The sequence below is a fragment of the Desulfotomaculum sp. genome, from assembly GCF_982386235.1.
Genome location: NZ_CEVWQM010000041.1, coordinates 1 through 15,287, shown reverse-complemented (window position 1 = coordinate 15,287; position 15,287 = coordinate 1). Strand labels below are relative to the sequence as shown.

General features: G+C 45.7%; 15 protein-coding genes and 1 other annotated feature. All 15 genes read left to right on the top strand.

What is annotated here, in order from left to right:
- The coding region (locus AC1U9Z_RS17000) for an EF-Tu C-terminal domain-related protein (RefSeq protein WP_479957584.1) at window positions 1-178 on the top strand (178 nt) is incomplete at its 5' end.
- A 374-nt stretch (window positions 179-552) separates the two neighbouring features.
- Window positions 553-702 (top strand): 50S ribosomal protein L33, encoded by a 150-nt coding sequence (gene rpmG, locus AC1U9Z_RS16995; protein WP_333532667.1) that lies wholly within the window; start codon window positions 553-555, stop codon window positions 700-702.
- Between the two features lie 80 nt (window positions 703-782).
- On the top strand, window positions 783-1,157 hold the full coding sequence (gene secE, locus AC1U9Z_RS16990; RefSeq protein WP_333532665.1) for a preprotein translocase subunit SecE: 375 nt from the start codon (window positions 783-785) through the stop codon (window positions 1,155-1,157).
- Window positions 1,158-1,209: 52 nt separating this feature from the next.
- Window positions 1,210-1,737, top strand: a complete 528-nt coding sequence (nusG, locus tag AC1U9Z_RS16985; protein WP_333532664.1) for a transcription termination/antitermination protein NusG — start codon at window positions 1,210-1,212, stop codon at window positions 1,735-1,737.
- Between the two features lie 30 nt (window positions 1,738-1,767).
- Window positions 1,768-2,196, top strand: a complete 429-nt coding sequence (gene rplK / locus AC1U9Z_RS16980) for a 50S ribosomal protein L11 (RefSeq protein WP_333532663.1) — start codon at window positions 1,768-1,770, stop codon at window positions 2,194-2,196.
- 54 nt (window positions 2,197-2,250) lie between these two features.
- Window positions 2,251-2,940 carry a 50S ribosomal protein L1 gene (gene rplA / locus AC1U9Z_RS16975; RefSeq protein ID WP_333532662.1) on the top strand — a complete coding sequence of 230 codons (690 nt, stop codon included), beginning with the start codon at window positions 2,251-2,253 and terminating at the stop codon, window positions 2,938-2,940.
- 13 nt (window positions 2,941-2,953) lie between these two features.
- Window positions 2,954-3,096 (top strand) — a sequence feature (ribosomal protein L10 leader region).
- A gap of 24 nt (window positions 3,097-3,120) precedes the next feature.
- Window positions 3,121-3,654 (top strand): 50S ribosomal protein L10, encoded by a 534-nt coding sequence (gene rplJ, locus AC1U9Z_RS16970; protein ID WP_333532661.1) that lies wholly within the window; start codon window positions 3,121-3,123, stop codon window positions 3,652-3,654.
- 55 nt (window positions 3,655-3,709) lie between these two features.
- A complete protein-coding gene (gene rplL, locus AC1U9Z_RS16965; protein ID WP_333532660.1) occupies window positions 3,710-4,084 on the top strand; it encodes a 50S ribosomal protein L7/L12 in 375 nt (124 codons plus the stop codon).
- Window positions 4,085-4,569: 485 nt separating this feature from the next.
- Window positions 4,570-8,007, top strand: coding sequence for a DNA-directed RNA polymerase subunit beta (rpoB, locus tag AC1U9Z_RS16960; RefSeq protein WP_479958415.1), 3,438 nt, complete (start codon window positions 4,570-4,572; stop codon window positions 8,005-8,007).
- 55 nt (window positions 8,008-8,062) lie between these two features.
- On the top strand, window positions 8,063-11,620 hold the full coding sequence (gene rpoC, locus AC1U9Z_RS16955) for a DNA-directed RNA polymerase subunit beta' (protein ID WP_479958414.1): 3,558 nt from the start codon (window positions 8,063-8,065) through the stop codon (window positions 11,618-11,620).
- Between the two features lie 90 nt (window positions 11,621-11,710).
- Window positions 11,711-11,962, top strand: coding sequence for a ribosomal L7Ae/L30e/S12e/Gadd45 family protein (locus AC1U9Z_RS16950; protein WP_333532657.1), 252 nt, complete (start codon window positions 11,711-11,713; stop codon window positions 11,960-11,962).
- Between the two features lie 47 nt (window positions 11,963-12,009).
- Window positions 12,010-12,384, top strand: a complete 375-nt coding sequence (gene rpsL, locus AC1U9Z_RS16945) for a 30S ribosomal protein S12 (protein ID WP_333532656.1) — start codon at window positions 12,010-12,012, stop codon at window positions 12,382-12,384.
- 49 nt (window positions 12,385-12,433) lie between these two features.
- Window positions 12,434-12,904, top strand: a complete 471-nt coding sequence (rpsG, locus tag AC1U9Z_RS16940) for a 30S ribosomal protein S7 (RefSeq protein WP_333532655.1) — start codon at window positions 12,434-12,436, stop codon at window positions 12,902-12,904.
- Between the two features lie 12 nt (window positions 12,905-12,916).
- Window positions 12,917-14,995: an elongation factor G gene (gene fusA, locus AC1U9Z_RS16935; RefSeq protein ID WP_333532654.1), complete on the top strand. Its 2,079-nt coding sequence runs from the start codon at window positions 12,917-12,919 to the stop codon at window positions 14,993-14,995.
- Between the two features lie 43 nt (window positions 14,996-15,038).
- Window positions 15,039-15,287: GTP-binding protein (locus AC1U9Z_RS16930; protein WP_479958364.1), on the top strand; the 249-nt coding region annotated here is incomplete at its 3' end.

Genomic DNA, 15,287 nt, shown 5'->3' with positions numbered 1-15,287 from the left:
GGACGTTACCGGTATCGTAGAACTACCCGAAGGCGTAGAAATGGTAATGCCTGGTGACAACATTAAAGTAGATGTCGACCTGATTACCCCCATCGCCATTGAAGAAGGTCTGCGCTTCGCGATCCGTGAAGGTGGCCGTACCGTAGGCGCCGGTGTAGTAACGGGTATCCGCGAATAATGCAAAGGTTCCCTAAGGGGAGTGGGTTGATCCTACTCCCCCTTTTTAGCCTTTAGCCATTAGCGGTTAGCTTTTGCATTGGGCTATCGGTCAAAGAAGATGCCGGCAAGGCCCAGGGCCATTAAGGATGCAATACTAACAGTTAACACAACGAAAAGCTGCAGGCTGATGGTTGAGGGCTGACGGCTGAAAAATGTGGTATATAAATCCAGCAAATGTGGCAAAATACTACTATGGGTTAGCGCGGATAACTATTGACATCCAACAATACTTTGTGTTAAATTTGTTAAGGTATATTACTAGACACGCATATTACTAGATAACACTAGACAATATCGGTCCAAGTCTTTTTTCGTTTTAGGGAGGTGGCAACAGTGCGAGTAGGCGTAACTCTGGCTTGCACCGAATGTAAACGGCGCAACTACACCACTGACAAGAATAAAAAGAACGATCCTAACCGGATTGAACTTAAAAAATATTGCAAGTGGTGTCACACACACACCGTTCACAAAGAAACCAGATAGTTCAAGTTTTAGCCCCGGAGGTTGTAATCAACCGCATTACATATGGGGCCTTATTCAAGGCACTTCTGGTGAAAACAAAAATGAGGATGTGGCGTTTTTCAATGGCTGTGCAAAAGAAGGAACAAAAAAAGGCAAGCGCTGCCAAAGAAACAACGGCAATCAAGGAAGCCAGCGGGGCCGAGAATAAGAAGGGTGCGGTCCCCAAGGATGCTGTAAAGTCCGTAGCTAAAAAAGAACCGGCAAAGGCACAAAAGTCTTCCGTTTCGGATCGGGCTGGCAGCGCAAGCAAATTTCTGCGCGGGGTTCAGAATGAACTAAAAAAGGTACATTGGCCCACCCGTAAGGAAGCTATAACCTATACTGGCGTAGTACTTGCTTCTGTGGCTGTGGTTGCTGTGGTAATTTGGATGCTGGATTCGCTTCTCAGCTTAGGCGTTTCGGCCATAATATCCTAAATGTCAAGCGAGGGGGTGGGGAACCCTAAAGGAAAAGGGGTTCCTTCTGTTAATGAGTAAACAGTGGTATGTTGTGCATACTTACTCCGGGTATGAGAACAAGGTTAAGGCCAACTTGGAGAGGCGAATAGAATCAATGAATATGGAAGATAAAATCTTTCGTATTCTAGTGCCAATGGAAGATGAAGTAGAAATTAAAAATGGCAAGAAAAAAATCTCTAAGAAAAAAGTTTTCCCGGGCTATGTATTGGTTGAGATGATTATGACCGATGACTCTTGGTATGTTGTTCGCAACACACCGGGTGTTACGGGATTTGTCGGCTCTGGTTCCAAACCCATTCCTCTAAATGAAGATGAAGCGAAGGCAATTATTAAGCAAATGGGGATGGAGGAACCAAAGGCCAAAATAAATATAAACCTTGGTGAAAACATCAGGGTAACTGATGGACCCTTTGAAAACTTTGTTGGTGTGATAGAAGAAATTTACCCTGACAAGGGTAAAGTTAAAGTAATGGTATCCATGTTTGGACGTGAAACTCCCATCGAACTAGATTTCGCACAAATTCAGAAATTGGAATAAGACTTTAGGTTGTAAGGAGGTGGACTGGAAATGGCCAAAAAGGTAGCTGCCATTATTAAATTGCAAATTCCGGCCGGTAAAGCCACCCCAGCACCCCCAGTTGGACCTGCTTTAGGTCAGCACGGGGTTAATATCATGGGGTTTGTTAAACAATATAATGAAGTAACTGCTGCTCAAGCAGGCTTAATTATTCCGGTTGAAATTACAGTATACGAAGACCGGTCCTTTACCTTTATTACTAAAACTCCTCCTGCAGCAGTGTTGCTGAAGAAGGCTTTAGGTATTGAGACCGCTTCTGGTGAACCTAACAAGAACAAAGTGGGCAAACTTGACCGTTCTAAGGTTAGAGAAATTGCCGAATTAAAGATGCCTGATCTAAACGCTGCCAGTATAGAAGCTGCTATGCGTATGGTAGAAGGAACTGCCCGTAGTATGGGCATTGAAATTGTAGAAGGATAAACTTCATCCGGTGGGAGGATGTAGTCCGCTAGTACCACAAAGGAGGTAGTTCATATGCCGAAGGAAGGCAAGAAGCTTCAGGAAGTAAGAAAGATGTATGATGAAAATGCTCTTTACGAACCCCTTGAGGCTGTTGAATTAGTTAAAAAGACAGCTAAGGCAAAGTTTGATGAAACAGTAGAAGTTGCGTTCCGTCTAGGGGTTGACCCCCGCCACGCTGACCAGCAACTGAGGGGTGCTGTAGTGTTACCCCATGGTACTGGTAAAACTAAAACTGTCCTAGTTTTTGCTAAAGGTGACAAGGTCAAAGAGGCTGAAGCTGCAGGCGCAGATTTTGTTGGTGCTGAAGACCTAGTGGAAAAAATTCAAGGTGGTTGGCTCGGCTTTGATGTTGCCATCGCCACTCCTGATATGATGGGTACCGTTGGCCGTCTGGGTCGTGTATTAGGTCCCCGTGGCTTGATGCCTAACCCCAAAACCGGCACTGTTACCTTTGAGGTAGCGGATGCAGTAAGGGATGCCAAGGGTGGTAAGATTACCTACCGTACAGATAAAATCGGTATTATTCATGCTCCTATTGGTAAAGTATCTTTTGATTCCGAGAAACTTGTTGAGAACTTTAAAACTTTGGCAGATACCTTGGTTCGTATTAAGCCGGCTTCAGCCAAAGGTACTTATATGAAGACCATTACTGTGTCTTCCACCATGGGACCTGGGGTGCGGATTAACCCGAACAAACTCTAGGAGCCCGCAAATACAACTGAAAATAAACTAGTCGTAGACAGTTGGTGTCCACTGGACTTAATTTTGCCAACCGAGGCCGGTCTTTGCTGCAAGCTTAGATAAGATTGCGGGGATTTCGGTGTGTCTACACGAAACCCCGCATTTGTTTTTTTATATATTCATCGGAAGGAGGTGTATCTCTTGCCGACCACAAAAGCTCAAAAGGCAGTGATGCTAGAGGAAGTTAAAGAAAAAATGTCCTCTGCACAGGTTACTATTTTGGCTGATTTTCGCGGTGTACCGGTGGCTAAAATCACAGATTTGCGTGCACGTATGCGCAAAGCTGGCAGTGAAATGAAAGTTGCTAAAAACACGATTGCTGGTATCGCAGCTAAAGAAATTGGTATCGAGGGCTTGGACCCATATCTTGAAGGTCCCACTGTATTTGCCTTTGGTATAGAGGATCCTGTGTCTCCTGCTAAAATCCTTAGCGATTTTGCCAAGGAGATTAAGCAAGGGGTTGAGATTAAGGCTGGTATTCTGGAAGGAAAAGTAATTGATGCTAATGGCGTTAAAGCATTGGCTGACCTGCCATCCAGAGAGGTTCTATTGGCCAAGGTACTGGGCGGTATGCAAGCACCTATGTACGGCTTTGCCGGCGTTCTTGCTGCCAACCTGCGTAATCTGGTCTATGTAGTGGATCAGGTGCGTCAACAAAAAGAAGCTCAAGCATAATAAACCAATGATTACTAAAAATATTATTTAAACCTTGAGGAGGTTACTTATTAATATGTCTAAAGTAGCTGAAGTATTAGAAATCGTTAAAGGCCTAACCGTTTTGGAACTGGCTGAATTAGTTAAAGCTTTTGAAGAAGAATTTGGCGTATCCGCCGCTGCTCCTGTAGCTGTTGCCGCTGCTCCTGCTGCTGGTGCTGCTGCTGCTGAAGAAGAACAAACTGAATTTGATGTAATTTTGACCAGTGCAGGCGACAAGAAGATCAACGTTATTAAAGTTGTTCGCGAAATCACCAGTCTTGGTCTGAAAGAAGCCAAAGAATTGGTTGATGGTGCTCCTAAGCCTGTTAAAGAGAAAGTCGCTAAAGAAGAAGCTGAAGCGATCAAAGCTAAGCTCGTTGAAGCTGGCGCTGCAGTTGACGTTAAATAATAATTACGTGAAATCTCTTTATTAATAGGAATGCAAAAACACCGCCATTAGTTGGTGGTGTTTTTGCTTTTAGCTGTTAGCTTTGCTGCGAGGGTCTAAAAATTTCATGTGTTTAACTACATGAGTAAGAATGTATATCAAGAATAGCTAAAATATTGGCTGACGACAACTTACCGAAAAAATCGACTTGACAAACAAAACTACCTGTGCTAACATTACAAAATGTCATTCTATGGTTTTGTTATATAATTTTTAGATTAGGTGGCAAAAATTGTGCATATTTTCCTGCATAAAGGGCCAAAATAAAATAGATAGGGACTATAATGCATAAGGCGAGGTATTGTTAAAAAAAGCAAGACCTTGCTTTTCGTTGTCTATAGTTTCCCTCAGACACAAGCAAAGGTTTTCACTTTGATAAAACAGTCAAAGTTTTTAAATATCTATATTTTGTTTAGGCTAAATATTTAAGGGGTGTGATGTGTTCGATGGCTTACCCGGAAAAAGTAGGAAACAGGGTAAGGTGGAACTACGGCAAGCTTCAAGAAGTGCTGGATTTGCCCAACCTTATCGAAGTACAAAGAAATTCTTACGAATGGTTTCTCCAGGAAGGTCTAAGGGAAGTTTTTCATGACATCTCTCCCATTCAAGATTTTACGGGAAATCTTATTCTGGAATTCTTGGACTACACTCTGGGAGAACCAAAATACTCAGTGGAAGAGTGCAAGGAACGTGACGTAACCTATGCTGCTCCATTAAGAGTAAAGGTTCGCCTGATTAATAAGGAAACTGGGGAAGTTAAAGAACAGGAAGTCTTTATGGGAGATTTTCCTTTAATGACTACCAAGGGCACCTTTATTATTAACGGTGCGGAACGTGTTATAGTAAGCCAGTTAGTACGTTCCCCGGGGGTGTATTTTGCAGACCAAATTGACCCCAGCGGCAAAAGATTGTTTACTTCCACCGTGATTCCGAACCGAGGGGCATGGTTAGAATTAGAAACGGACGTGAATGACCATATTTTCGTACGTATTGACCGTACCCGTAAAATTCCGGCAACCGTTTTGATTCGGGCTTTGGGCTATAGTTCCAATGCCTTGATTATGGAACTCTTTGAAAATGACAAATATGTACAAGAGACCTTAACCCGTGACAATACGGATACGGAAGAAGAGGCTTTAGTTGAAATCTATAAACGCCTAAGACCCGGAGAACCACCTACCGTAGAAAGCGCAAGATCGTTATTAAATACTTTATTCTTTGATCCCAAACGATATGACCTTGCACATGTTGGGCGCTACAAACTACAAAAGAAATTAAAGCACGGAATACTATATCGTTATCCCAACGGAGAGGACGGTCCCAAGGAATGGGATCGCTTATTAAACAAGGAAGTTCCGGTGGAGCGGACCTTTATCCGTGAATTAACCAAGGAAGATATCATAGCCACCTTCCGTTACCTAATAGGGCTTATGAGTGGGGAAGGAATCGTTGACGATATTGACCATTTGGGCAACCGTCGGTTACGTTCCGTAGGCGAATTATTACAAAACCAATTCCGGATTGGCTTGTCTCGTATGGAGCGTGTTGTGCGGGAAAGGATGACCATTCAGGATGTGGACGTGATTACACCACAGGTTCTAATTAATATCCGCCCAGTGGTAGCCTCTATTAAAGAATTTTTTGGGTCAAGCCAGCTTTCCCAATTTATGGACCAAACCAACCCATTGGCTGAATTAACCCATAAAAGACGTTTGTCAGCCCTGGGACCCGGTGGTTTGTCCCGGGAACGTGCGGGCTTCGAAGTGCGTGACGTGCACCACTCTCACTATGGCCGGATGTGTCCCATTGAAACCCCAGAGGGTCCTAACATCGGCTTAATCGGATCACTTTCTACCTACGCTAGAATTAATAGTTTTGGCTTTATGGAAGCCCCCTATAGAAAAGTGGATAAGGAACACAAGCGTGTTACCGATGAGATCGTATACCTAACGGCGGATGAAGAAGAAGGGCATATCATAGCCCAGGCTAACGCCCCCTTGGATGATAATGGTTACTTTATTGAGGGAAGGGCGAATGCCCGTAGGGGCCATGAAACGATCCTGGTACCTACAGATCGGATCGACTTTATGGATGTTTCTCCTAAGCAAGTATTCTCTGTTGCGACTTCCTTAATTCCCTTTCTGGAGCATGATGATGCGAACCGTGCTCTAATGGGTGCAAACATGCAGCGTCAGGCTGTACCCCTGCTGCGTTGTCAGGCTCCTGTGGTAGGTACAGGTATTGAGCACAGAGCCGCCAAGGACTCGGGTGTATGCATCGTTGCTGAAAAAGCTGGCGAGATCGTGAAAGTCACCGCCAACGAAGTGGTAGTAAGAAACGACGAGGGACGCAATGATACGTATAAGTTGTTAAAGTTCACCCGTTCCAACCAAGGCACCTGCATAAACCAAAAACCGATCGTAAGTAAGGGAGAGAAGGTAGAGGCCGGACAAATACTAGCGGATGGCCCTGCCACTGAAAAAGGCGAGTTGGCACTGGGTAGAAATATTTTAGTGGCCTTTATGACCTGGGAAGGCAACAACTATGAGGATGCTATTCTAATCAGTGAAAAGGCAGTAAAAGAAGATTACTTTACTTCGATCCACATAGAAGAATATGAATGTGATGCCAGAGATACAAAACTAGGCCCTGAGGAAATAACCCGTGATATTCCCAACGTAGGTGAAGATATTTTAAAGGACCTGGATGAAAGGGGTATTATTCGGGTTGGTGCCGAGGTAAGACCTGGTGATATCTTGGTAGGCAAAGTAACACCGAAGGGTGAAACGGAACTAACTGCTGAGGAACGACTGCTTAGGGCTATCTTTGGTGAGAAAGCCAGAGAGGTAAGGGATACTTCCCTCAGAGTCCCCCACGGAGAAGCTGGGAAAATCGTTGATGTCAAGGTGTTTTCCCGTGAAAATGGCGATGAGCTGCCGCCGGGAGTCAATCATTTAGTAAGAGTCTATATTGCCCAGAAGAGAAAGATCTCCGAAGGGGATAAAATGGCTGGCCGCCATGGTAACAAAGGGGTAGTGGCTCGGATTCTGCCCGAAGAGGATATGCCCTTTATGGCGGACGGTACACCGGTAGAAATCGTCCTGAATCCACTGGGTGTACCATCCCGTATGAACATTGGTCAGGTTTTAGAAACCCACCTTGGTTGGGCAGCTAAAATGTTAGGATTTAATGTGGCAACCCCGGTATTTAACGGAGCCTCTGAGGATTCTATATGGGAATCTCTAAAACGAGCGGAGTTGCCAGAGGATGGCAAGACCGTTCTCTATGACGGCAGAACAGGTGAACCCTTTGACAGTAGGGTTACGGTTGGCTACATCTATATGATAAAACTGCACCACCTGGTAGATGATAAAATCCACGCTCGGTCCACAGGTCCTTACTCCCTGGTTACCCAACAACCCTTGGGTGGTAAAGCACAGTTTGGGGGACAACGTTTCGGGGAGATGGAAGTGTGGGCATTGGAAGCTTATGGCGCAGCCTATACGCTGCAAGAAATTCTTACGGTCAAGTCCGATGATGTTGTAGGTCGTGTTAAGACCTATGAGGCCATTGTTAAGGGCGAAAATGTACCGGAACCAGGCGTACCGGAATCCTTCAAAGTACTAATCAAGGAATTGCAGTCCCTGGGCTTGGATGTCAAGGTGCTTTCCGAGGATGCAGAAGAAATTGAAATTAAGGAAATTGAAGAAGACATAACAGAAACCGCAAAAGAATTAGGGATCGAATTGCCCGAAGAAAGACGAGCAAGTCCCGCCAAAGAGGATGCTGAGGAAGAGGAGGAAGTCGAAGAGGATGCTGATGAATTCGATGAAACCTTCCTGGAAGAAGCTGAAGAAGACTTCAGTTTGGATGACGAGGACTAAAACAAGCGGTAAGTAAACGATTGAAACAAATCCGCTATAAGGGGGAGTAGGTCCTTTGTTAGAGCTAAATAACTTTGATAGCATACGTATCGCTCTTGCCTCACCGGATAAAATTCGTCAGTGGTCCAGTGGGGAGGTAAAAAAACCAGAAACCATCAACTATCGAACCTTAAAGCCAGAAAGAGATGGTTTGTTTTGTGAACGTATTTTTGGTCCCACCCGGGATTGGGAATGTCACTGCGGCAAGTACAAGCGCGTTCGCTATAAAGGGGTTGTCTGTGATCGATGCGGTGTTGAAGTAACCCGTTCTAAGGTTCGCCGTGAAAGGTTAGGACATATCGAATTGGCAGCACCAGTCTCCCATATTTGGTACTTCAAGGGTATTCCCAGCCGCATGGGTTTGCTGCTTGACATGTCACCAAGGGCACTGGAAAAGGTTTTATATTTTGTTTCATATATCGTCATGGAGCCAGGCGATACGCCTTTATTGAAAAAGCAACTGCTTACTGAAACCGAGTATCGGGAATACAGGGATAAGTTTGCCCACACCTTCAAGGCAGGTATGGGGGCAGAAGCCATTAAGGTTCTGCTGGAGGAAATTAACCTGGAGGAATTAGCCAGGGATCTGCGCCAGGAACTAAAAGAAGTTTCCGGTCAACGGAAAATACGTGCCATACGACGCCTGGAAGTGGTAGAGGCCTTTAAAAAATCAGGCAACCGTCCAGAGTGGATGATTATGGATGTGGTGCCGGTAATCCCACCGGAATTAAGACCCATGGTACAGCTCGATGGCGGACGTTTTGCGACCTCCGATCTAAACGACCTTTACCGTCGGGTAATTAACCGCAATAACCGCTTAAAACGGCTGCTGGATTTAGGTGCACCGGATATTATTGTGCGCAACGAAAAGAGAATACTTCAAGAGGCGGTAGATGCCCTGATTGATAACGGTCGTCGTGGTCGCCCTGTTACCGGGCCTGGCAATCGCCCGCTGAAATCTCTTTCGGATATGTTGAAGGGTAAACAAGGTCGCTTCAGGCAAAACCTTCTGGGTAAAAGGGTTGACTACTCAGGACGTTCCGTTATTGTGGTAGGCCCCCGCCTTAAGATGCACCAATGCGGTCTGCCGAAAGAGATGGCCCTGGAACTCTTTAAACCCTTTGTGATGAAAAAGCTGGTCAATGACGGCCATGCCCATAATATTAAAAGTGCTAAACGTATGGTGGAAAGGGTACGTCCGGAAGTTTGGGATGTACTGGAAGATGTTATTAAGGAACATCCGGTGATGTTAAACCGTGCCCCAACCCTGCACCGCTTAGGAATTCAAGCCTTTGAGCCTGTACTGGTGGAGGGGCGTGCCATTAAGATTCACCCCATGGTTTGTACCGCCTACAACGCGGACTTTGACGGTGACCAAATGGCTGTACACGTTCCCTTATCTGCGGAAGCTCAAGCTGAGGCGAGGCTTCTGATGCTGGCTGCCAACAACATCCTAAATCCGAAGGATGGCAAGCCCGTGGCTAGCCCCACCCAGGACATGGTTTTAGGTTCCTATTATTTAACCATGGACAGGGATGGCGATTTAGGTGAGAATATGGTCTTTAAGGATGAAGAGGAGGCCATCTTGGCCTATGATAATAAACAAGTCTCCTTACAGGCTAAGGTCTGGGTTCGCCGGAAAAATGGCGAAAGAACACAGACTACGGTTGGCAGGATCATCTTCAATGAAGTTATCCCTGAGGAATTAGGCTACATTAATAAGGTTTGCGATAAAAAGACCCTTAGTAAAATTGTTGCAGATTGCTACCGTCTACTAGGCAATGCCCACACCGCAGAGCTGTTAGACGGGATCAAGGAGTTAGGCTATAAGTTCTCAACCAGGGCTGGCATTACCATCGGGGTTGCAGATATTACCATTCCAGAGGCGAAAAAGGATATCCTGGCCAAATCCGAAGATCAGGTAAACAAAATAGAAATGCAATTCCGCCGGGGCCTCATTACCGAAGATGAGCGTTATCGTAAGGTAATTGCCATTTGGAATGAAGCCACCGATCAGGTAACCAAGGCCCTGATGGAAACCTTGGATAAATTTAATAACGTATATATGATGGCAACCTCCGGTGCCCGGGGTAATATTCAGCAGATTCGTCAGCTTGCCGGTATGCGCGGCTTGATGGCAGATCCATCCGGACGAATCATTGACCTGCCGATTAAAGCGAACTTCCGTGAAGGCTTAACCGTATTGGAATACTTTATTTCCACCCACGGTGCTCGGAAGGGTCTTGCAGATACCGCCTTGCGTACTGCGGACTCCGGTTACTTAACCAGACGCCTGGTAGATGTGGCCCAGGATGTTATTGTCCGTGAGGATGATTGCGGCACTACCGAGGGGATTGAAGTAAGGGAAATTAGGGATGGCACCGAAGGTATTGAAAAACTGCATGAGCGCCTGGAAGGTCGGGTGCCGATGGAAGCAGTGGTGCATCCTGAAACAGGTGAAGTGATTATCTCCCAGGAACAAGTGGATAATCATGAGGTGCTGACAGCGGAACAAGCACTAGGAGTTGAAGAGGCAGGCCTAGAAAAGCTAAAGATCCGATCGGTTATCTCCTGCAAAACCCGCTACGGTGTATGCAAGCACTGCTATGGGAAGAACCTGGCAACCGGTGGTAAAATCGATATTGGCGAGGCAGTGGGCATTATTGCTGCTCAGTCCATTGGCGAACCCGGCACACAATTGACCATGCGTACTTTCCACACCGGTGGGGTAGCTGGTGACGACATTACCCAGGGTCTACCCCGGGTTGAGGAACTATTTGAAGCAAGACGACCGAAAGGGCAGGCCATCGTGTCAGAAGAAGAGGGTATTATCGCCGTTCGTGAGGTAAAGGGCAGAAGAGAAATCGAGGTTACCAAGGATAACGGTGAAAAGAATGTCTATGCTGTTCCCTTCGGCGCCAGATTGAAAGTAAGAGAAGGGCAGCGTATAGAGGCTGGCGATGAATTAACCGAGGGTTCCGTTAACCCACACGATCTATTAAAGATTAAAGGACCCGCAGGAGTCCAGATTTATCTGCTGCAAGAAGTACAGAGAGTATACCGATTACAGGGTGTGGAGATTAACGACAAACATATCGAAGTTATGATTCGCCAAATGTTAAGAAAAGTAAAGGTTGAAGAAGCCGGTGACACCGAACTATTACCAGGTGGTCTGATTGATATTTTTGAATTTGAAGAGGAGAATCGCAAGGCCATTGAAAAGGGCGGCGAACCAGCCGAGGCAAAACCCGTATTGCTAGGCATTACCAAGGCCTCCCTGGCTACAGATTCCTTCTTGTCTGCCGCTTCCTTCCAAGAAACCACGAGGGTTCTAACAGAAGCAGCGATTAAGGGTAAAATGGATCCGCTGCTTGGCCTTAAAGAAAACGTTATTATTGGTAAGCTGGTGCCGGCGGGAACAGGCATGTCAAGGTATCGCAATATTGAGGTCTTTGAAGAAAAACTGCAACCAAAGGATGAAGATAGCGATATACTGCTTTCTGATAAGGACAGTGAGTATAATATTCTTTCCAATGATGCGGCGGACTCTTTCGACCTAATCTTGGAAAAATAAGACTCTAACAACCCAAAATACAAATTATTGACACGGGTTATTGTAAGTGATATTATATGTAAGTGTTTTATTACTGGAGGTGGGAATACCATGTCTTTGGAGCCTTTAAAGGCTGCCCGCAAAAAAACCATAGGGGCTAAACAGACATTAAAGGCTGTAGAAAAATCTCAGGCAAAGGAAGTATATTGGGCTTCTGATGCGGAGTTGCACGTGGTAGATCCCATCCTTCGGATTTGTTCTTCTAAAAACATACCAATTGTTAAGGCCGACAGCATGAAGGATTTAGGCAGAGCCTGCAACATTGAAGTGGGCTGTGCCATAGCAGCTATTATTGAGCAATAAGGCAACTACTTAAATATGTAGTACTTCGAGAGGAGGTGTAGAGAGATATGCCTACCATTAACCAGCTTATTCGCAAGGGTCGCGAACAGGTTATTTACAAATCAACCGCCCCTGCCCTGAAAGATTGTCCTCAAAAGAGGGGTGTTTGCACCAGGGTATATACCACAACCCCTAAGAAACCTAACTCTGCCCTGCGTAAAGTAGCGCGTGTTCGCCTAACAAACGGCATTGAGGTTTCATCCTATATCCCAGGCATTGGTCACAATTTGCAGGAACACTCCGTGGTTCTTGTGCGTGGTGGCAGGGTTAAGGATTTACCGGGTGTGCGTTACCATATTGTTCGTGGCGCACTGGATTCTGCCGGTGTTCAAAACCGTAACCGCAGCCGTTCCAAATATGGGGCTAAACGTCCTAAAAAATAGGCTTACCTAAACATTGCAATATAATTATCGTGCAAAGGGGGGAGAATTAGTGCCAAGAAGAGGTGGAATCCCCAAACGGGATGTACTTCCCGATCCCATTTATGGGAGCAAGGTTGTAACGAAGCTTGTTAACCAAATGATGTTGGATGGTAAACGTGGTGTTGCTGAAAAGATTATTTATGACGCCTTTGCAATCATCCAAGAAAAAGCAGGCAAAAGCCCCTTAGAGGTTTTTGATGCTGCTATGAAAAATGTAATGCCCGTATTAGAAGTTAAAGCCCGCCGTGTAGGTGGTGCCAACTATCAGGTGCCTATTGAGGTAAGGGCTGATCGTCGTCAGACCCTGGGTATTCGCTGGCTGGTTTTGTTTACCCGCAAGCGTTCTGGTAGATCCATGGCTGAAAAACTGGCTGCTGAAATAATGGATGCAGCTAACAATACTGGCGCAACTGTTAAGAAGCGTGAAGATACACATAAAATGGCTGAGGCCAACAAAGCATTTGCTCATTACAGGTGGTAAGGGGGAGCATTTATGGCTCGACAGTTTCCTTTGGAAAGAACCCGTAACATTGGCATTATGGCCCATATCGATGCCGGAAAGACCACTACCACTGAGCGTATTTTGTTCTACACCGGGAAAGTTCACAAGATTGGTGAAACACATGATGGTTCAGCCACGATGGACTGGATGGTTCAGGAGCAGGAACGTGGGATTACCATTACCTCTGCTGCAACCACAGCCCAATGGAATAATCACCGTATAAATATTATAGACACACCCGGGCACGTGGATTTTACTGTTGAAGTAGAACGTTCGCTAAGGGTGTTAGACGGTGCAGTGGCTGTATTTTGTTCTGTCGGTGGGGTAGAACCCCAGTCTGAGACTGTTTGGAGACAGGCTGATAAGTACGGTGTACCCAGACTTGCTTATATTAACAAAATGGACCGTGTTGGTGCTGACTTCTTTAACGGCATGGACATGATCAAAAATCGTCTGGGGGCTAACCCAATAGCGATTCAATTACCTATTGGTAGCGAAGATCGCTTTAAAGGTATTGTGGATCTGGTAACCAAGAAGGCCATCGTTTATCTTGATGACCTGGGCACAAATAGCGAAGTTGCTGACATTCCCGCAGACATGGTGGATCAAGTTGATGAATACCGTGAAAAAATGCTGGAAGCAGTGGCTGAATCTGACGAAGAACTGATGATGAAATACCTGGAAGGTGAAGAACTGACAGAGGAAGAAATTAAACTGGCCATTCGTAAGGCCACTTTGACAGTTAAAATCACCCCGGTAATTTGTGGTTCTTCCTTTAAGAATAAAGGCGTTCAATCTTTATTGGATGCAATTGTAGATTATTTGCCGGCACCAACAGATGTTCCGGCGATTCAAGGTCTTAATCCTGACACCGGTGCCGAAGATCAAAGGATCTCCAGCGATGAAGAACCCTTCTCAGCACTGGCTTTTAAAATCATGACTGACCCATACGTAGGCAAACTGAGTTACTTCCGGGTTTACTCGGGGACATTGAAGTCTGGTTCCTATGTTTTCAACTCCACAAAGGGTAAAAAGGAACGTGTTGGTCGTATTCTTCAGATGCACGCCAACCACCGGGAAGAGGTTCCCGAGGTATTTGCTGGTGATATTGCAGCGGCAGTTGGTTTGAAAGATACTTCCACCGGTGATACCCTCTGTGATGAGAAAAAAACAATCATCCTGGAGTCCATGGAATTCCCTGATCCAGTAATTCATGTAGCCATTGAGCCGAAGACCAAGGCGGACCAAGATAAAATGGGTGTGGCTTTAAGCAAACTGTCTGAAGAAGATCCCACCTTTAAGGTCCGTACCGATGAAGAAACAGGTCAGACCATTATTGCTGGCATGGGTGAGCTGCACTTAGAAATCATTGTAGACCGCCTGTTGCGTGAATTTAAAGTTCAGGCCAATGTAGGACGGCCACAGGTTGCTTACAAAGAAACCATTCGCAAGACGATTAAGGCGGAAGGTAAGTTTGTACGGCAGTCCGGTGGTAAAGGTCAATATGGACACGTCTGGATTGAACTGGAACCCCTGGAAGCAGGCGGACCTGGCTACGAATTTGTTAATAAGATCGTGGGCGGTGTAGTTCCCAGAGAGTACATTGCTCCGGTTGATAATGGGATCCGCGAAGCAATGGAAAATGGTGTTCTGGCGGGTTACCCAATGGTTGACATCAAGGCAACCATTTATGATGGTTCTTACCACGAGGTAGACTCTTCCGAGATGGCCTTTAAGATTGCCGGATCGATGGCTTTCAAAAATGGTGCCCAAAAGGCTAATCCGGTTCTGCTGGAGCCAATCTTCAAGGTTGAAGTGACCGTTCCGGAAGAATACATGGGTGATGTTATTGGCGACCTTAACAGCCGCCGTGGCCGCATCGATGAAATGGATCAACGAGGTAATGCCAGAATTGTAACTGCCTTTGTTCCCTTGGCTGAAATGTTTGGTTACGCAACGGATTTGCGTTCTAAAACCCAGGGGCGTGGTGTTTACTCAATGCAGCATGACCACTATGATGAAGTGCCTAAGAACATTGCAGAAGGAATCATTACGAAGCGCAACGGTTAATTAATAAGATATTTTCCAAAGGTGCAAGGAGGAAAGTAATAGCATGGCTAAGGCTAAATTTGAACGTAATAAAACCCACGTAAACATTGGAACCATCGGTCACGTTGACCATGGCAAAACCACTCTGACTGCTGCCATTACCATTGTTTTATCTAAAGCTGGCGGTGCAGCCGTTAGACGTTATGATGAAATCGACAATGCTCCCGAAGAACGTGAACGTGGTATCACTATCAATACTTCCCACGTAGAATATGAAACTGCAAAGCGTCACTATGCACACGTTGACTGCCCT